Source organism: Acidovorax sp. (assembly GCF_046291265.1).
Classification (GTDB): Bacteria; Pseudomonadota; Gammaproteobacteria; order Burkholderiales; family Burkholderiaceae_C; genus Acidovorax.
Genome location: NZ_JBKBTV010000080.1, coordinates 1 through 17,462, shown reverse-complemented (window position 1 = coordinate 17,462; position 17,462 = coordinate 1). Strand labels below are relative to the sequence as shown.

The window sequence follows — 17,462 nt, the reverse complement described above, 5'->3', positions numbered from 1 at the left end:
CGGTGGCGCAGGCGCAGACCAGCGCCACCGTTGTCATCCAGGCCGGCACTCCGCACTACCAGCACGCTTCACCGATCCGCACGCAGTACCACGCGCCGCCCCCACCCCGCCACGAAGCCACGCCCCGCCATCGCCGCGGCATGGCGTGGGTGCCTGGCCACTGGGAATGGCGTGGTCACCGCCACGTGTGGATGCAAGGCCACTGGGTAAAAGCCCGCCACGGCTATCACTACCGCGAACCGCGCTGGGAGGAGCGCGGTGGCCGCTGGAACATGCAGCCCGGCCGCTGGGACCGTGATGGTGACGGTGTGCCCAATCGACACGACAGCCGCCCCGACAACCCCTACCGTCGTTGACTTGCACGCTCGGGTTCAGGCTGCCGGACTACAGCGCGCACTGCGCCTTGCCGACAGACGGGGCCCGGCACTCCCAACGACGATGTGCCTTCAAGCCCAACAACAGCAACCACGACGCCTCACCAGCCCCCGCACCCGGGATCCGCTGCAGCAGACTGGTTGCAAAAAACAAGGAGTTTCACCATGACTGTTTCGAATTCAATGTTTCGTGCGTCCCTCACCGCCGCTGGCCTGGCGCTGGCCACGCTGATGGGCACCACAGCCCCGGCGCAGGCCCAGATACAGGGCACGGTGATCGTGCAGTCCGGCCCATCCGGCTATTTGATTCCAGCCCCACCACCCCCACGGCGCGAGGCTGTACCCCGCGCTCGCCGGGGCCAGGTCTGGGTGCCAGGGTACTGGGATTGGCGCGGTCGTCGCCATGTGTGGGTGGCGGGCCACTGGGAAAAAGCCCGCGCTGGTTACATCTATCGCACACCGCAGTGGCAGCAGCGTGATGGCCGCTGGGAGATGAACCGCGGCGGCTGGGACCGGGACGGTGACGGCATCGCCAACCGCAACGACCGGGATCGTGATGGCGACGGTGTGCCCAACCGCCGCGACAGTCAACCCAACAATCCACAAATGAACCCCGGCGGAGATCGGGACGGTGACGGCATCTCTAACCGCAACGACCGCGACCGTGATGGCGACGGCGTATCCAACCGCCGCGACGCTCAGCCAGACAACTCGCGTCGCAACTGATGCCGCTGGGAGCTTGGGCTCCTAGCCCCTCAGCCCAGGTGGACTTCGGCCCGGCCGAGGCCTGACAGCTCAGCGACCACCACCGTGCCCGGTGCCACCATCACGGTGCCGGTGCAAGACCCTGTGGTCACCCAATGCCCCGCGCGCAGCCCTCCCAAGCTGCGCGCGCCTTCGTTCGCGAGCCAGGTCAACAACCGCAGCGGATCGCCCGCGGGGTTGCCCCAAGCGGCATGCTGCACAGCCACCGCCCCATTCACCGACAGACTGACCGGCTGCAACAAGGGCTCCACGCCCGCGACGCTGGTGGTCCCAGAACCCACAATCAACGCGCCATGGCACGCTTGGTCGGCCAAGCGGCTCCACTCGCCCTGCTGGGCCCAGGCCGCAAACCGCGTGTCACACACCTCGATGGCGGCACGCACGGACACCACAGCGGCCAGTACCTCATCTGCGCTGTACGGCGTTGACCGGGCAGGCAGGTCGGCATCCAGTTCGTACACCAGCTCGGCCTCGACCCCCATCACCGCAAAACCGGCTGCGGGCAAACGCACCGCCAAACCGGTGTGCGCGACAAACACTGAATCCCGGGTCAACGCCGCACGCGCGGGCAGCGCCTGGGGCGATGCGGCACCCACCTTCCAGCCCGCGATCGCGCCCCGCTCGCGCACCACGATGTCCTGCACCGCATACGCCTCGGCGGCATTGCGGGGGCGCAGTGCCGCAGGCAGATCCAACGGCCGGGGCATGCGCCCCTGGCGCGCCATGGTGAGCACGGCTGCGCAGGCCTGGGGGTCAAAAGCGGTGTCGGGCATGGGGAGCATCCTGGGGTGGGTCTGGGATCGGGCACGTCGGCGGATTATCGCGACACACAGCAGGCGCCAGCATCAGCAACGATTGCCGTTCATTAGCGCTCAGACACCGGTTTTCGCGCGACAGTGCCCCCTAGAATCGGCCTCGCAGGAGAGCCAGCGGCACCGCCCGCTGCACCGAAGGCGCAAACTCCCATACACGCTCAGGTCCCGTACTGCACCATTCATCAAAGCCGTCTGGAGAGCCGCCCCCACCTGTCAGCAGCGTGGTGGCGCACCGAAGGAGCAAACCGCGCGCCATATGGGCTGTGCGGTGAATCTCTCAGGTACCAAGGACAGGGGGAGCGGCAGCTTGGCAGACGTGCGCCAGCTGCTTGCTATTTAATCAATAGCTATCAGCGCACGCCCACCAAGCGCCAGAGCCCAGAAAGGCTTTGAAAATCATGCGCGTGATCGTATTGGGTGCCGGCTTGCTCGGCGTGACTTCGGCTTATTTCCTGCAACAGTTGGGCCACGAGGTCACTGTCATCGACCGCCAGGGCGCCCCCGGCGCCGAAACGAGTTTTGCCAACGGCGGGCAGATCTCGGTGAGCCATGCCGAACCCTGGGCCAACCCCAGCGCGCCGCTCAAGGTGCTGCAGTGGCTGGGCAAAGAAGACGCCCCCCTGCTCTTTCGCCTGCGTGCCGACATGCGCCAGTGGCTCTGGGGCCTGCAATTTTTGCGCAACTGCACGCCAGCGCGCACGCGCCACAACATCGAGCAGATCGTGCGCCTGGGCACCTACAGCCGCGACACCCTGCAGCAGCTGCGTGCGGCCACCGGCATCCAGTACGACCAGCGCACGCAGGGCATCCTGCACTTCTATACCAACGCCAAGGAGTTCGACGGCGCACTGGCCCCGGCCGAACAGATGCGCACCCTGGGCTGCGAGCGCCAGGTCATCAGTGCCGACGAGGCCGTGCGCATCGAGCCCGCGCTGGCCCACATGCGCCCGCAGCTGGCAGGCGCCACCTTCACGGCCGAAGACGAGTCGGGCGATGCCAACCAGTTCACGCGCGAACTGGCCCAACTGTGTGAGGCGGCGGGCGTGCGGTTTCGCCTGGGCCACCACATCACCGCGCTGCGCAAGGTGGGTGACCACATCGACCACGTGGAGGTGACCAACGCCGAAGGAGGTTTCGAGCGTGTGCGCGGCGACGCGTTTGTGCTTGCCATGGGCTCGTTCAGCCCGCTGCTGGCGCAGCCGCTGGGCATCCGCCTGCCGATCTACCCGGCCAAGGGCTACTCGGTGACCATGCCAGTGAAGGACGCCTCCAAGGCGCACCAGGTGAGCCTGACGGACGACGAGTTCAAGCTCGTGTTCTCGCGCTACACCAGCGAGCGGGGTGGTGATCGGCTGCGCATTGCGGGCACGGCCGAACTCAATGGCTACAACCGCGACCTCAACCAGGTGCGTTGCGACGCCATCGTGCGCCGCGTGGAACAGCTCTTCCCCGGTGCGGGCGACGCCAGCCAGGCCCAGTTCTGGACCGGACTGCGCCCCGCCACACCCAGCAACGTGCCGCTGATCGGCAAAACCCGCGTGGGCAACCTGTTCCTCAACACCGGCCACGGCACGCTGGGCTGGACGCACGCCTGCGGCTCGGGCAAGTCGTTGGCGCGCATCGTGAGCGGCATGGCGCCCGAGGTGGACTTTGACTTTGCAGGGCTGGCACGGGGCGATGCACCCGCACTGCTGAGTGCACAAGGCGCGCGTTGAGCCCGTTACTCCGTTTTTGATAGCTGGTAGCGCTTATGCAATAAGCGCTACAGCCCTAAAACACCTTAAATCCGGCCCCTCACCAGCCTGCACGCCCTGCGGCTGGGCAACGAGCAGGCGGGCCTGCAATGGGGTAGCCACACCACAGTTCCTGGTCGCGACACCGGGCCGGGTGCCACAGGTTCTTACAATGTCCCGTTGATCAACACCCAAGGGCGCGCAAGGCGCCCTTTGTATGGAAATAGCAATACTCTTCGCCCTCATCCTTCTCAACGGCCTGTTTGCCATGTCGGAGATCGCTCTGGTCACCGCCCGCAAGGCCCGGCTGCAGAAACTGATTGATGAGGGCGATAGCGGCGCCGCCGCCGCCGTGAAGCTGGGCGAAGACCCCACGCGTTTTCTCTCCACCATCCAGATCGGCATCACGTCGATTGGCGTCCTGAACGGTATCGTGGGCGAGGCCGCCTTGGCTGGCCCTCTGGCGCTGTGGCTGGAAGCACTGGGTGTGCCCATGCCGTTTGGCAGCTATGCGGCCACCGGGCTGGTGGTGGTGCTGATCACCTACTTCTCCATCGTGGTGGGCGAACTGGTGCCCAAGCGCATCGGGCAGTCCTACCCCGAGACCTTTGCGCGGCTGGTGGCACGGCCCATCAACTTTCTGGCCATTGCGACCAAACCGTTTGTGCTGCTGCTGTCCACCTCTACCCGCACCTTGCTGCGCCTGATGGGCGTGAAGGAAACCAGTGGCAGCCCGGTGACGGAAGAAGAGATCCACGCGATGTTGGTCGAAGGGACCACCGCCGGTGTGATCGAGTCGCACGAGCACACCATGGTGCGCAATGTGTTCCGGCTGGACGACCGGCAGATCGGCTCGCTGATGGTGCCGCGCGGGGATGTGGTGTGTCTGGATGTGGACGCCCCGTTTGAAGACAACCTCCTATGCATCGAAGAATCTGACCACGCGCGGTTCCCGGTGATACGCGGTGGTATGGACAACATCCTGGGCGTGATCAACGCGCGCCAGTGGCTGTCCCGCACGCTGCGTGACAAGACCCATGGCCTGGCCGACCAACCGCTGCAAACTGCACTGTATGTGCCCGAGACGATCACCGGCATGGAGCTGCTGGACAACTTTCGCCTGTCCGACGTGCACATGGCGTTTGTCATCGACGAGTACGGCGAGGTGCAGGGCATCGTCACGCTGCAGGACTTGATCGAGGCCATCACGGGTGAGTTTCAGCCGCGCGACCCTGAAACCTCGTGGGCGCTGCAGCGCGAAGACGGCAGCTGGCTGCTGGACGGGCATATCCCCGTGCCCGAGCTGAAAGACCGCCTGAACCTGGATGCTGTGCCCGAGGAGGACCGGGGCCGGTACCACACGCTGAGCGGCATGATCATGCTGCTGACCGGCCGCCTGCCCAAGGTGACCGACGCCGTGCAGTGGGAAGACTGGAAGCTGGAAGTGGTGGACATGGATGGCAAAACCATCGACAAGATCCTGGCCACGCGCCTCACGCCTGAAGAAAAAGCCGAGTCTGACGACAACGGCGCGGGCTGACGGAAACTGCGGGTGGTGACTGACCGCTGGTCAGCCACCACCTGCCGGAATCAGGAGTGCAGGGGTTCGTTGTCCACAAACACGGTCAACACGCCGGTGTAGCCGTACAGATGGTGGTGCGCGATCTCCCCGCCCGCAAAAAACCCCGCCAGCGGCACATCGCCCAGCGCGTGGCGCACGATTTGCAGCTCGGCGCTGGGCCCGCCAAAATGCGGGCCGCCGCGGCCCGAGCAGCTCACGTAAATCGCACCACAGATACGCCGCTCGGCCTGCGGCGCGGCGCGGGCGGCTGAGGCGCCGCTGGCCATTGCGCTGTCGCCACCGGTGTTCGAAGACGACATCAGCGACGCAGGCTCCAGCTCTTCGGGCGAGAGTTCTTCGCGGATCTCGGCGCAGATGCGCATGAGGTCGGCCCGCGCCGCTGCCACATTGCGCTGGCAGAACGCCAGGTGCATTCCGGCCTCGACCTGGTCGGCCAAGGCCACACCGCGGCGGCTGCCATCCAGCCCCACGATGTGCCGCACCCGGGTGTCCGTGCCAAAGTGGCCCGTGCGGCGCTGGCCCTGGGGCTGCTCGCCCGCGTTGACCAGCCCGGCCAGCGTGGCACGCACCTTGCGCAGGGCGGGCTGCGGGTCGCCATCGAGCGAGACTTCCAGCGTGTCCAGCAGCACATCCAGCGCCGATTCACCATCGAGCTGCAGCACCACGTTCTCGTGCGCCTCGGTGATGGTGCGCAAGGCCCCCACGGGCTGGCAGCCCTGCGTGACGCGGGACACCAGCGACACGCCCGCACCAAACGCTACGCCCGACAAACCTCCATCAAACACGCCCGTGGCGCCGCCCTGCCCGGCGATGTTGCCGTCGCCACCGACTGCGAATTGCACGCTGCTCGTGCGGCTGGCGGACAGGCCCCCAAACAAGTAGCCCGTATCGGTGCGTGCCGCCATCTCAGTCAGCAGTTCGGTCAGCTCCGGCGTGCGGCCATCGGCATGCACCAGTGCCGTGTGGGCCACAAAACCGCTGCCGGGATGGTTGGCATGGGTGGGCAGCGGCGCCACGCCAGAAAACACCCGGTACTGGTCGGCAGACACGTCGAGCAGCATCACCGACAGCGCGGGCTCGTCAAAGTATTCGGCATTGTTGGCCGACACGCCCACCCCCACCGTGCCGCTCCAGTCGGTCACCTCCGGCAACTCGGCACTGAGGTAGTCGAGCAGGCCCTGCGCCTCGTTGGCGTAGTGGTCGGTGATGTAGAGCAACCCCAGCGAGGGGGCCGATGCATAGTCGGGCAAAGCCATCTGGGCGCGCAATTGCGCCAGCACCAAAGCCGCGGCCATGCGCCACTGGGGGTGGGTTGCATGGCCGGTGGGGAAGAGTTTCATGACAAGGTCTCTCGCAGACGGGGTTGGGCCAGCAGGAGCACAGCCGGGCACCCCGCCCGCCTGGTCAGCGCACCGGCTTGCGCGGGGCGCTTCGGTTGGGGGATTTCTTAGCCGCCGCCTTGCTGGCAGGTTTAGCAGCCGTTTTTGCTGCAGCCTTTTTGGCCGGGGCCTTCTTGGCGACGGTGGCGGGCTTTTGGGCGGCGCTGGCAGCCCGTTTGCCGCCTTGCATGGTCTGCATGCCTTTGGCGGCAAACTGCGTGGCCATGCCTGTGGCTGTTTTAAGGGCCTCCTTGGCCAAGCCTGTCGCCATGTTCTTGGTGGTGTCGATGGCGGTCTGTTTGGCCGCGTCTTTCATGGCGTTGGCCGCGATCTGCTGGAACTGGCTGGTCAGGGCGCCCCACCACTGCATGGGGTCGACCACCGTGGGGTCGGCCGCACTGCTGGCTTTGCCGCCCTTGGCTTTGGCCTTGGTGGGCGCTGCGGCTTGCTCTTCGGCAGGCTCTGCGTCGTCTTCGTGTTCTTCGGGTTCGGCGCCTGCAGCATTGGCACGGCCCGTCACGCGGGCGGCGGCACTGGCCATGGCGTCGGCCGCGCCGGTCATGGTGTTGGCAGCTTTTTGCACGCCGCCCATCACGGTGTCAGCGGTCTTAAGCTTGAAGGCGTTGGCGACGTCCCCCATGCTGAAGTTCATTCCCTTGAGCGTGGCGAGCGTCATCTTTTGCACCTCCAGCGCCTGGATGGTGGCGGCCAGCGCGCGGGAGTTTTGCTCCAGCCAGAACTGCACGGCCTTCAGTTCGTCGATGCGCTTTTCCAGCTCTTCCACGCTGATGGTGGGCGCCACCCAATTGCTGAGGTTGGGCAACTGCGGAATGCTGCTGGACGCCCCTTTGGCCAGGCTTTGCAGAAAGTCAAAACCGGGGACAAGTTTGCCGAAACCGAAATTCGATGTGTCGCTCATGGCCGCTCCGCAAGAGGTGGACGAGGGTAGTCTGTGGTGGAGGCACAGCTTACTCCAATGCGCTGCGCCCGCGAAGGCGCTGCGGCGGCGGTGTCCTCAGTGTTTATGCCCATCCATCATGCTGCCCGCAGTGGCACCGCCGGGGGGCGTGGTGCCCACGGGCACGTTCAGGTTGAGCTTGCTTTCTGCGCCCTTGGCGTCCTGAAACACCAGGGTAATGGGCACCGAGCTGTCCTTGGCCAGGGGCGCCTTCAGGTCCAGCAGCATGACGTGGTAGCCACCGGGCTTGAGTTCCACGGTTTTGCCTGCGGGCAATTCCAGCACGGGCACGGCGCGCATCTTCATGACGTCGCCTTCCATCTTCATCTCGTGCACTTCGGTCACGCCCGCAGCGGGCGACTCGGCGCGCACCAGGCGGGCGCCGTCCTTGGCGGTCAGGCGCATGAAGGCGCCCGTGCCCTTTTGGCCCTGCACGCTGGCGCGCGCCCAGGCGCCTTCAACCTTGACGGCGGCGGTCTGTGCCAACGCGGGGCCGCTGATCAGGCTGGTGGCCAGCGCGGAAACCAGGGCGGCGGTGTGAAGCAGTTTTTTCATGGTGATGTCGTTCAGTTTTTCAGGAGAAGGAAGAACCAACAAGCCCGTGGGCTTGACGGTCAATGTTGGTGGGCACCGCCGCCTGCGCCGGGCAGGATTTCCAGCAGGGCCGCGGGGGACTTCAGGTCCGAGAGCTTCTGGCCGGGTGGGGGCACGTCGGTCCAGTCGTTCTTGCCTTCCGCACAGGCTTGGCGCACCGGCCAGTACACCGGCCCGGCCTTCTCGGGCGTGGTGGCGACGAGCACGAATTCATCGTAATGCGCGTTGGGCAGCATGTCTTCGGGCGTCTTGGCTGTCCACGTCACGCGCACCACGTCGTCGGTGACGGTGCGGCCATGGCTGGTGTAGGGCTGGGCGAGCTTTTCGCGCTGCACCTCCAGCGTCCAGCCGGGCTTGGGCATGGGCCGCGCGCCGCGCATGCCCGCCGGAATGTCCACCGCAATCTGCCGCGTCGGCGACCCGGCGCAGCCGTGGCCCACCTTGAAGGTGGCCTTGTAGCTGGCGCCTGCCGGGGCGACCTGGTATTCGAGCACCACATGGGCAGATGCAGAGCCAAAAAGGCCTCCAGCGCTTATCAGTAAAGCGGTAGCAGCTATATTTTCATAGTATTTAGAGACATGAAGTATGTTCCTTTCAGAGGCTTACCTTGAGTTCAGCGAAGTAAGTGCGCTGCGGGTAGGGGTGGAAGTTCCAGAACTGGTAGTTGTTGAGGTTGTCGATGCCCACGGCGGCGCTGACCGCCTTGGTGATCTGGTAGCGCACGCGCACGTCGGTGGTGAAGTAGCGGCTGGCGCCCTGGTAGGCAAAGCCGTTCACGTCGGTGTTGTCGAGCGTGCTGTATTGCTTGCCGCTATAGCGCGCCCCCAGGGTGTACGACCACTTGTCGTCCGGCCGGTACGTGGCCACGGCGCTGGCACGCCACTCGGGGATGCGCGGCTGCCATTGGCCGACGCTGGCGGGGAACTTGTCGTTGCGGGTGATCTTGGAATCCGTCCAGGTCAGGCTGCTGCCCAGCTCCAGTCCGCGCACGAAGACGTTAGCGGCCTGGTACGACAGCTCGATGCCTTTGGTACGGATTGCGTCCACGTTCTGCACATTCGTCACGTTGGGCGTGACCAGCACATTGGTCTGTGAGTACAGCGCGTCTTTCGTGCGCTCAAAGAACGCCGTCAGGCGCAGCAAACCGTTGCCTATGTCCCGCTCGGCCGTCAACTCCGTGGTCCAGCTCTTTTCGGGCCTCAGGTTCGGGTCGTTGTTGATGAGCGTGCCGCTGCCGCTGATGCCGCCCTGGTACAGCTCGGCCACGGTGGGCATGCGCACGGCGCGGCCGGTAGAGGCCTTGAGCACCCACAGGTCGGTGGCCTGGTAAGCCACCGCAGCCTTGGGCGAGAAGTAGGTTTCGTTGCGCTCGGGGTGGCTCACCGTGGTGGTGGCGTTGCCTGTCTGGCCATTGCTGGCGCTCCAGCGCTCGGCGCGGGCGCCCAGCACGGCCTTCCACTTTGGCGCGATCTTCCAGGTGTCTTGGGCCCACAGGCCCAGCAGTTGGGTGTCGCCGTTGAACGCCTGGTTGCGGGCGCCCGCAGCGCCGTTGATCCAGTTCGCCGTGGCGTTCTCCACGGTGCGCAGCTGGTAGCTGTCGCGCTGCAGGCCAAAGTCCACGATGTGTGCGCCTTGCACACCATCGGGCCGCCAGGTGCCTTTGGCCGCCAGCGTGTTCCAGCCCGTGCCCTTGCTGTTGACGATGCGGCCTGCGCCACCACTCAAAGCGGCGGGCATCGCTACGGTAGCGGCGCGCAGGGTGTCGGTCTGGTAGTCGTAGAGGCTGGCGGCCACTTCCCAGTCGAATACGCCCTTGGTGTTGCTCTTGACCGAGAGCCCATGCATGAAATGCGTGAGGCTTTCGTTGGACACATTGAAGTCAGTAGGCGCCAGCGCAAACGAGCGGCCAGTGATGTTGACCGTGCCGCCGTACACCGCATTGCCGTTAGCGTCGCGCAGGTAGCTGGTGGGGCGGCCTTCGGATTCGTTGTGCCACCAGCCCAGGGTGTAGGCCGCGCGCACGGTGGGCGAGATGTCGTAGGCGATCTTGGCCTTGATGTGGTCTTGCTGCGTGTGGTACTGCGTGGCCGTGCCCAGCAGGACCCAGGGCTGGTTGCTGCGGTTGTTGCCCAGCACCGCGCCGGTCACCGGCGTGCCTGCGTTGCCCATGGTCCCGGCGGACACCAAGCGCGTGGGGAAGGTGAGCGGCTGGCCTTCGCTGTCGGTTTGGTTGAAGTTGAGGAACCAGGACCAGTCGCCATTCTTGTTGCCAACGGATGCGCTGACCTGCTTGCCGGCGTAGGTGGCGCTGGTGCCGTACAGATCGAACGGCTGGTGCTGGTAGCTGACCTTGCCGTGGGCCTCAAACTTGGTCGGCATGCGCGTGACGTAGTCCACCACGGCGCCCACCGAGTTGCCCGCATAGGCGGCAGAGAAGGGGCCGTAGAGCACGTCCACGCGCTCGATCTCTTCGGGCGTGACCAACATCCAGCGCGGCGCGTTGGTGGGGCCGTTGCCCAGGTAGTTGCTCAGCAAAATGCCGTCGGCAAACACCATGGAGCGCGCCGGGTTGCCCGTGCCCGAGGCGCGCGTGGACAGCACGGCGTGGTTGTAGTCGCCGATGTAGCGCTTGCGCACCAGCAGGCTGGGCAGGTACTTGAGCGCGTCTTCGCTGTCGGTGGCGTTGATCGAGTGCTCGATCTGCTCGCGCGTCACGCCCTCGATGGTGGTGGGGATCTGCGTGGGCAGCGAGGTGGGTTGGCCACCGCTGATGGTGACCACGCCCAGCGCCTTGACAGACGCATTGGCGCTGTCGGCAGTCTGGGCGAATGCGGGCACGGCACCGGTGAACGTGAAGGTAAGAGCGAGGGGAAAGGCACTGGCCACTGCCAGCGCCATGCGACTTTTGCGCATGGGAACTCCTGAATTTCGAGCCAAATAGACCGCTAGCGCTTATCCATCAAGCGCTAGCAGCTATCAAACAGATAGCGATTTCAGGAGAACGCGGGAGGCCCGCGCGGCGGCAGCGGCGCGGCGGTGCGCGCAGCAATGTGCGCGGCGGGGATGGGGCGCAGGGCGTGCGCCAGGGGGTGGGCCACAGGCAGCGCGGCCTGCGACGTTGGGGGCGGAGCACCTACGTGCGCGCACAGCGGGCAATCCAGCGTGTGGCTGGACATCTCTTTGGCGCCGTCGTCGGTTTTCACCAGGATCTTGATCGCCCCGGAGCCGGAGCAGATCAGCTCCATGCCCTGTGGGTTGACCAGCGGCGACGCCACGGCCACGCCAATCGACAACACAAACCACGCCAGCACAAGGCGGGCGAGCCAACGAAGGCTGCGAATGGTTTGCAGGGAAGACAACGACATGGAGCCTCGATTGTAGGCGCGCACGGCGCCCGGGGTCATCTGTGCGACGGACCCACGCCTTGCTGCGGCCTACGATGTGCCTCGGTCATCACAACCTAGAACGGAGACATACCATGCTGACACTCTGCGGCTTTTCGGCCAGCAACTACTACAACAAGGTCAAGCTCGCGCTGCTGGAAAAGGGCGTGCCTTTTACGGAAGAACTGGCCTGGGTGGGCGAAACCGACCGCAGCGCCAGCCCGCTGGGCAAGGTGCCCTATCTGCGCACATCCCAGGGCACGCTGTGCGAGTCGGCCGTGATGGCCGACTACATCGAAACCGCGTACCCCCAACCTGCCTTGCTGCCCTCTGACCCGCTGGCAGCCGCCAAAGTGCGCGAGTTGATCACGTTTTTGGAGCTGCACCTGGAGCTGGTGGCGCGCAATCTGTACCCCCAGGCGTTTTTTGGCGGCACCGTCAGCGAAACCGCCCGCGAAAAGGTGGGCGCCCAGCTGGAGAAAAACATCGCCGCGTTCGGCCAGCTGGCAAAGTTCAGCCCATACGTGGCGGGCGACACCTTCACGATGGCCGACTGCGCCGCCATCGTGCACCTGCCCCTGGTCAGCTCGGCCACCAAGATCATCTATGGCCGCGACTACCTGGCCGACCTGCCCGTGCGCGAGTACCTCACGCGCATGGCAGAGCGCCCGCATGTGCAGCGTGTGAACGCCGACCGCAAGACGAACACCGCAGAAATGCTGGCGCGCCCGCCCAAGCGCTGAAGTCGGCATTGAAGGCTGGGGGCTTGTTCCCTTGACCTTGGTCAACCCGAGGTACTGCGCGCAGGCGCACCATGCAGATATCCGCTCACCCCGAGGAGACATCGCATGGACAAGACCCAAGCCGCCCCCTTTCGCCAGTTGCTGCTGACCCAGCAATCTGCGCTGCTGGCCCAGCTGGCCGCGCAGCGCGGAGGCGTCATCGGCCGCGCCGAAGCGGCTGCCGACCACTTCGGACAACCCGAAGACCCGCGCGCCCAGCTTGCCACCGAACGCGAGCTGGAGTTTGCCCTCGACGAGCGCGAGACCGCACACCTTGCCGCGGTGGACACGGCGCTCCACCGCATCGAAGCGGGCACCTATGGCGAATGTACCGACTGCGGCACCGACATCACCGCTGCGCGCCTGTACGGCACGCCGGAGGCGCCCCGCTGCGTGCACTGCCAAGAGAAGGTGGAGCTGCAGCAACACCATGCGGTCTGAGAGCAACGCACACGAAGCTTGCCAAGCCTTCGTTCACTTCTTAACTTTCTTCCCCCCGTTTTCTCCATCACGAAAGTTTTTTCCATGAGCACATTTCACGCCGTTGTCTGGCTGGACCAATCCGAAGCCCACGTGGTGATGTTTGACAGCACACACGCCGAGGCGCACCGCATCAAGTCACGCAGCCACCACAAACACCAGGGCAAAACGGACGATCTGAATGCCTACTTTGCCGACATTGCGCAGGCCTTGGTAGACACCCACGAAGTGCTGGTGGCGGGCCCCGGCCTTGTGCGCAACCAGTTTCGCGACTGGTGCCTCAAGCACGACGCCAAGGTGGCGGGCGTCATCGTGGACTCGATCGTGGCCGACCACCCGACCGACCCCCAGCTGGTGGCCATGGCGCGCCAGTATTTCAAGAAGTTCGACAACATGGCGGCTGATCCGTCGACCGTCGCCTGAGCGCGAGCCATCAAGGCCCTGGCTGCTATCCTTTGCAGGATGCGCAGCCTTTTTCACCTCGCCTTTCACGTCACCGATCTGGATGCCGCCCGCCGCTTCTACGGTGGCGTGCTGGGTTGCCAAGAAGGTCGAAGCACCGATACCTGGGTGGACTTTGACTTTTTTGGCCACCAGATTTCCTTGCACCTGGGCACCCCATTCGCTAGCGCCCGCACCGGACATGTCGGGGACCACATGGTGCCCATGCCACACTTCGGCGCGATCCTGGAGCTGCCCGAGTGGCACGCGCTGGCCGCGCGCCTGCAAGCCGCAGGCACAGCCTTTGTGCTGGCGCCGCAGGTCCGCTTTGAGGGCCAACCCGGAGAACAGTGGACGATGTTCTTTCATGACCCCAGCGGCAACCCGATAGAGATCAAGGGTTTTCGCTCTCTGGATCAGGTCTACGCCGCTTGAGCCTGCTTGCCGTCTCTGTGGGGATGGCGATCCGGGGCAGACGGCCCACGACCGGCCGTTTCATGGGGCGGTTGGTATGCATTTCGCCGCCCGTAAGGCGCACCCATCAGCCAAGGGCTTTTCGGGCAGGCGCTGCGCGGCGACCTAGCACCGTTGACGCCGGGTTCGCGAACTCAATGCTCGCGTGACGGCGGCGGCACCTCCCAAGGAGGATCACCGCAATGCGACAAACGACTGGCGCTGTCTATCGGCGCTGCAGCAGCGGAATGCTTCCGAGCGCAAACACTGAATTGGGCACACCAACCCGCGCCATCAGCGGCCGTGGCTTGGGCGTGAGCTTAGGTTTTGCTGCGGCGGGAGCAACCACGTCATCTGGGGCCACGCCTTTGGCGAGCTGCTCGGCCACCAAGTCCTGCAAGGTCACCGACTGCAGATATTCCATGACCCGCGAGTTGAACGTGGACCACAGTTCACCCGTCATGGACTTCACTTGAGCAGCCTGGGTCACCCCCATGTTCTGCAACTCGTCAGCCTTGAGGTTCTCAACCGCCAGGATGATTTCGGCGACCGACACCTGGTCTGCCCGCCGCGCCAGCGTGTATCCGCCACCGGGCCCACGCGTGCTGTCGACCAATCCAGCGCGGCGCAAGGCGCTGAAGAGTTGCTCCAGGTAAGAGAGTGATGTGCCTTGGCGGGCGCTGATGGTGGACAAGGCCACTGGCCGCATCTTCTGACGCAGTGCAAGGTCCGTCATCGCCGACACCGCGAGTTGTCCTCTGGTAGTGATACGCATCGTTGCTACTCCTTGTGAAGGTTGGCAGCTGCCGCCGTGACAAACATCGCCACGGATTGGTGCCAAGCCTTCAATGTAGGTTTTTTGATACTTCGCGTATATTCGATTTATCAAAGTTTATTGATCGCTTTTTCCGAAGTATTGATGCCATATGAACTTCAAACACCTGCGCTATTTCTGGACAGTTGCGAAGGCGGGCGGCGTGATGCGCGCGAGTGAACAACTCCACACCACACCCCAAACCCTGTCTGGCCAGATCAAGCAACTGGAAGCTTGGCTGGGTCATGATCTCTTTCGCAAACGGGGGCGAGGACTGGAACTGACCAGCGAGGGCCGCGTAGCCTTGGGATACGCCGAGCAGATCTTTGCCCTGGGCAACGATCTGGAGAACTCCATCCGCCTCTCTCGCGGCCAGGAAAAGCCGCTGGAGTTTCGTGTCGGCGTGGCGGACTCGATCGCCAAGTCCGTGGCGTACCACCTTTTGGAGCCAGCGTTGGGAATGCCTCAGCAGGTCCACATGACCTGCCACGAAGGAAAGTTTCCAGAACTGATCGCCCAGCTGAGCTTGCACAAACTGGACCTGGTGCTCGCCGACGAGCCTGTATCCAAAAAGATTGGAGTGAAGGCGTTTAATCACCCGCTGGGTACCAGCGGCATGAGCTTTTTGTGCGCCCCTGCATTGAGAAGTCACCTACAAGGCAATTTTCCGCAGTGCTTGCATGGTGCGCCCATGCTCATCCAGGGCCCGATGTCATCCGTTCGCCAGCAACTTGACCACTGGTTTAACAAACATCAACTTCAACCGCGCATCGTCGGAGAGTTCGACGACAGTGCCCTGATGAACGCTTTCGGCCGCGAAGGTCGCGGGATCTTCACGTCTCCTACAGTGCTGGATGACGAAACAACCGCTCAGTTTGGCGTGGAAGTGATTGGCAGGTCCACCGAACTTGTAGAGGAGTTTTTTGCAATTTCCGTAGAGCGACGGATTACGCATCCTTGTGTTGTTGCCATCACTAGGGCGGCGAAGGCGGACCTTTTTGCGCGCTAATAGGTTGCACTGATCCTATCGCCAGATAGCGCGCCCTAACCGCCGACTGGAGGAAGGCTCCCGCAGACGACTGCCGACCACAGTAACTGCGACATAAACCAGCCAAGTCGCATACGCTGCCGCCGACATCCCCGAATCGCAATTTGGCGGAAGCTTAAAATAGAACGCACAAAGCAAAACGCCCACTTGGAAGTGGGCGTTTTGCTTTAGCGAGTACCGCTATTTTTTGGTTGCGCGAGGAGGATTTGAACCTCCGACCTTTGGGTTATGAGCCCAACGAGCTACCAGACTGCTCCATCGCGCGGTAAGAAGTAAATTATACCCTATTATTCGGCTGCTGCCGAATTATTTTCAGTTTCTGCAGCGCGGTCCACCAATTCGACCAATGCCATAGGCGCGTTGTCACCCACGCGAAAGCCCATTTTCAGGATGCGTGTGTAGCCACCGGGACGCGCATTGAAGCGAGGGCCCAGTTCGTTGAACAACTTGGTCACCATGTCACGATCACGCAGGCGGTTGAATGCGAGGCGGCGATTGGCAACGGTGTCGACCTTGGCCAGGGTGATCATGGGCTCAACCACGCGGCGCAGTTCCTTGGCCTTTGGCACGGTGGTCTTGATGACTTCGTGCTGCAGCAGCGAATTCATCATGTTCTGCAGCATTGCAAGGCGGTGCGAGCTGGTGCGGTTGAGTTTGCGGAGTCCGTGTCCGTGGCGCATGGTGCTTTTTCCTACTATGTAATTAAATCAGGCAGCCGTATCAGGTACTGCCCGAGGCACTGCTCCCCAGAAGGGAGCCTATTCGTTCCCTAAAAGGGAACCAAAAATTATAACTTAACGTTTGTCCAAGCCAGCGGGTGGCCAGTTTTCAAGTTTCATACCCAGCGTGAGACCGCGCGAAGCAAGCACTTCCTTGATCTCGTTGAGCGACTTACGACCCAAGTTAGGCGTCTTCAGCAGCTCGTTCTCGGTGCGCTGGATCAGGTCACCGATGTAGTAAATGTTTTCGGCCTTCAGGCAGTTGGCAGAACGTACGGTCAGCTCCAGCTCGTCGACAGGGCGCAACAGGATTGGGTCGAATGTTGCGTTGCCGCGTGGACCTGCAGGTGCGTCAAACGCAGCCAGCTCGCCACCTTCCAACTGTGCAAACACGGCCAGCTGTTCCACCAAGATCTTGGCGGATGCGCGGACTGCATCTTCGGCAGTGATGGCACCGTTCGTTTCGATCTCAACAACCAGCTTGTCCAAGTCAGTACGCTGCTCAACACGAGCGCTTTCGACCGTGTAGCTCACGCGTTTCACGGGTGAGAACGATGCATCCAGCACAATGCGTCCAATCGACTTGGTCGATTCGTCCGCATACCGGCGCATGTTGCCGGGCACATAGCCACGGCCTTTTTCGACCTTGATCTGCATGTCAAGCTTGCCACCTGCGGACAGGTTCGCAATGACATGGTCAGGGTTGACGATCTCTACATCGTGAGGCGTCTGGATATCACGTGCAGTGACCACCCCTTCGCCGTCTTTGCGCAGGCTCAGCGTCACTTCGTCACGGTTGTGCAACTTGAACACGACGCCCTTGAGATTCAGCAAGATGTTGACAACATCTTCCTGGACACCATCAATGGACGAGTACTCATGCAAAACGCCGGCAATGGTGACTTCCGTCGCTGCGTAACCCACCATGGACGAGAGCAAGACACGCCGAATGGCGTTACCCAGCGTGTGGCCGTACCCACGCTCGAACGGCTCCAGTGCGACCTTGGCACGATTGTGGCCAAGCTGCTCGACATTGATCGCCTTGGGTTTCAGCAAATTGGTTTGCATTCAGACTTCCTCTCAATACCCCCAGCTCGTTACACCGGTAAGGCTGGTGAAGCGCCTAAACCGCGATGCCTCGC

General features: G+C 63.6%; 19 protein-coding genes, 1 tRNA gene and 1 riboswitch. Of the genes, 9 read left to right on the top strand and 11 right to left on the bottom strand.

Annotated features, from left to right (window positions below; translation table 11 throughout):
- The first annotated feature begins 2 nt into the window (after window positions 1-2).
- Both ACK41V_RS21195 and ACK41V_RS21190 read left to right on the top strand, forming a co-directional pair.
- Window positions 3-356: a YXWGXW repeat-containing protein gene (locus ACK41V_RS21195; RefSeq protein ID WP_409785313.1), complete on the top strand. Its 354-nt coding sequence runs from the start codon at window positions 3-5 to the stop codon at window positions 354-356.
- A gap of 183 nt (window positions 357-539) precedes the next feature.
- Window positions 540-1,100: a hypothetical protein gene (locus ACK41V_RS21190; protein WP_409785311.1), complete on the top strand. Its 561-nt coding sequence runs from the start codon at window positions 540-542 to the stop codon at window positions 1,098-1,100.
- A gap of 29 nt (window positions 1,101-1,129) precedes the next feature.
- On the opposite strand, the gene ACK41V_RS21185 is transcribed toward ACK41V_RS21190, so the two are convergent.
- Complete coding sequence (locus ACK41V_RS21185; protein WP_409785310.1) at window positions 1,130-1,912, bottom strand: 2-keto-4-pentenoate hydratase; 783 nt, start codon at window positions 1,910-1,912, stop codon at window positions 1,130-1,132.
- Window positions 1,913-2,136: 224 nt separating this feature from the next.
- Window positions 2,137-2,258, top strand: a riboswitch (glycine riboswitch).
- A gap of 94 nt (window positions 2,259-2,352) precedes the next feature.
- Here ACK41V_RS21185 and ACK41V_RS21180 point away from each other — a divergent pair.
- Window positions 2,353-3,669 (top strand): D-amino acid dehydrogenase, encoded by a 1,317-nt coding sequence (locus tag ACK41V_RS21180; protein WP_409785309.1) that lies wholly within the window; start codon window positions 2,353-2,355, stop codon window positions 3,667-3,669.
- Between the two features lie 235 nt (window positions 3,670-3,904).
- Window positions 3,905-5,227, top strand: a complete 1,323-nt coding sequence (locus ACK41V_RS21175) for a hemolysin family protein (RefSeq protein ID WP_409785308.1) — start codon at window positions 3,905-3,907, stop codon at window positions 5,225-5,227.
- A 50-nt stretch (window positions 5,228-5,277) separates the two neighbouring features.
- Here ACK41V_RS21175 and ACK41V_RS21170 read toward each other — a convergent pair whose 3' ends face one another.
- The 6 genes from ACK41V_RS21170 to ACK41V_RS21145 all read right to left on the bottom strand — a co-directional run bounded on the left by ACK41V_RS21170 (window position 5,278) and on the right by ACK41V_RS21145 (window position 11,565).
- Window positions 5,278-6,609: an FIST N-terminal domain-containing protein gene (locus tag ACK41V_RS21170; RefSeq protein WP_409785306.1), complete on the bottom strand. Its 1,332-nt coding sequence runs from the start codon at window positions 6,607-6,609 to the stop codon at window positions 5,278-5,280.
- 64 nt (window positions 6,610-6,673) lie between these two features.
- Complete coding sequence (locus ACK41V_RS21165; protein WP_409785304.1) at window positions 6,674-7,567, bottom strand: PhaM family polyhydroxyalkanoate granule multifunctional regulatory protein; 894 nt, start codon at window positions 7,565-7,567, stop codon at window positions 6,674-6,676.
- 96 nt (window positions 7,568-7,663) lie between these two features.
- Entirely contained in the window at window positions 7,664-8,161 is a 498-nt protein-coding gene (locus tag ACK41V_RS21160) for a copper chaperone PCu(A)C (protein WP_409785303.1), read from the bottom strand.
- 59 nt (window positions 8,162-8,220) lie between these two features.
- Window positions 8,221-8,697 (bottom strand): YcnI family protein, encoded by a 477-nt coding sequence (locus ACK41V_RS21155; protein WP_409785301.1) that lies wholly within the window; start codon window positions 8,695-8,697, stop codon window positions 8,221-8,223.
- Window positions 8,698-8,794: 97 nt separating this feature from the next.
- On the bottom strand, window positions 8,795-11,113 hold the full coding sequence (locus ACK41V_RS21150; RefSeq protein ID WP_409785299.1) for a TonB-dependent receptor: 2,319 nt from the start codon (window positions 11,111-11,113) through the stop codon (window positions 8,795-8,797).
- A gap of 80 nt (window positions 11,114-11,193) precedes the next feature.
- On the bottom strand, window positions 11,194-11,565 hold the full coding sequence (locus ACK41V_RS21145) for a DUF2946 family protein (RefSeq protein WP_409785298.1): 372 nt from the start codon (window positions 11,563-11,565) through the stop codon (window positions 11,194-11,196).
- Window positions 11,566-11,678: 113 nt separating this feature from the next.
- Here ACK41V_RS21145 and ACK41V_RS21140 point away from each other — a divergent pair, with 113 nt between their 5' ends.
- The 4 genes from ACK41V_RS21140 to ACK41V_RS21125 all read left to right on the top strand — a co-directional run bounded on the left by ACK41V_RS21140 (window position 11,679) and on the right by ACK41V_RS21125 (window position 13,721).
- Window positions 11,679-12,326, top strand: coding sequence for a glutathione S-transferase (locus ACK41V_RS21140; RefSeq protein WP_409785296.1), 648 nt, complete (start codon window positions 11,679-11,681; stop codon window positions 12,324-12,326).
- A 105-nt stretch (window positions 12,327-12,431) separates the two neighbouring features.
- The gene (locus tag ACK41V_RS21135; protein ID WP_409785295.1) at window positions 12,432-12,806 is read left to right on the top strand and encodes a TraR/DksA family transcriptional regulator; all 375 of its coding nucleotides are present in this window, start codon (window positions 12,432-12,434) and stop codon (window positions 12,804-12,806) included.
- Window positions 12,807-12,890: 84 nt separating this feature from the next.
- On the top strand, window positions 12,891-13,268 hold the full coding sequence (locus ACK41V_RS21130) for a hypothetical protein (protein ID WP_409785293.1): 378 nt from the start codon (window positions 12,891-12,893) through the stop codon (window positions 13,266-13,268).
- Between the two features lie 39 nt (window positions 13,269-13,307).
- The gene (locus tag ACK41V_RS21125; RefSeq protein WP_409785291.1) at window positions 13,308-13,721 is read left to right on the top strand and encodes a VOC family protein; all 414 of its coding nucleotides are present in this window, start codon (window positions 13,308-13,310) and stop codon (window positions 13,719-13,721) included.
- A 244-nt stretch (window positions 13,722-13,965) separates the two neighbouring features.
- Here the strand turns inward: ACK41V_RS21125 and ACK41V_RS21120 are convergent, their stop codons facing one another.
- A complete protein-coding gene (locus ACK41V_RS21120) occupies window positions 13,966-14,514 on the bottom strand; it encodes an Rrf2 family transcriptional regulator (RefSeq protein WP_409785289.1) in 549 nt (182 codons plus the stop codon).
- Between the two features lie 151 nt (window positions 14,515-14,665).
- Between ACK41V_RS21120 and nhaR the strand changes: the two genes are divergently transcribed.
- Complete coding sequence (nhaR, locus tag ACK41V_RS21115) at window positions 14,666-15,562, top strand: transcriptional activator NhaR (protein WP_409785288.1); 897 nt, start codon at window positions 14,666-14,668, stop codon at window positions 15,560-15,562.
- Window positions 15,563-15,789: 227 nt separating this feature from the next.
- On the opposite strand, the gene ACK41V_RS21110 is transcribed toward nhaR, so the two are convergent.
- The 3 genes from ACK41V_RS21110 to ACK41V_RS21100 form a co-directional block, all read right to left on the bottom strand.
- A tRNA-Met gene (locus ACK41V_RS21110) sits at window positions 15,790-15,866 on the bottom strand.
- A gap of 22 nt (window positions 15,867-15,888) precedes the next feature.
- The gene (gene rplQ, locus ACK41V_RS21105; protein WP_409785286.1) at window positions 15,889-16,281 is read right to left on the bottom strand and encodes a 50S ribosomal protein L17; all 393 of its coding nucleotides are present in this window, start codon (window positions 16,279-16,281) and stop codon (window positions 15,889-15,891) included.
- Between the two features lie 114 nt (window positions 16,282-16,395).
- Window positions 16,396-17,388: a DNA-directed RNA polymerase subunit alpha gene (locus tag ACK41V_RS21100; protein ID WP_409785284.1), complete on the bottom strand. Its 993-nt coding sequence runs from the start codon at window positions 17,386-17,388 to the stop codon at window positions 16,396-16,398.
- Between the last annotated feature and the right edge of the window lie 74 nt (window positions 17,389-17,462).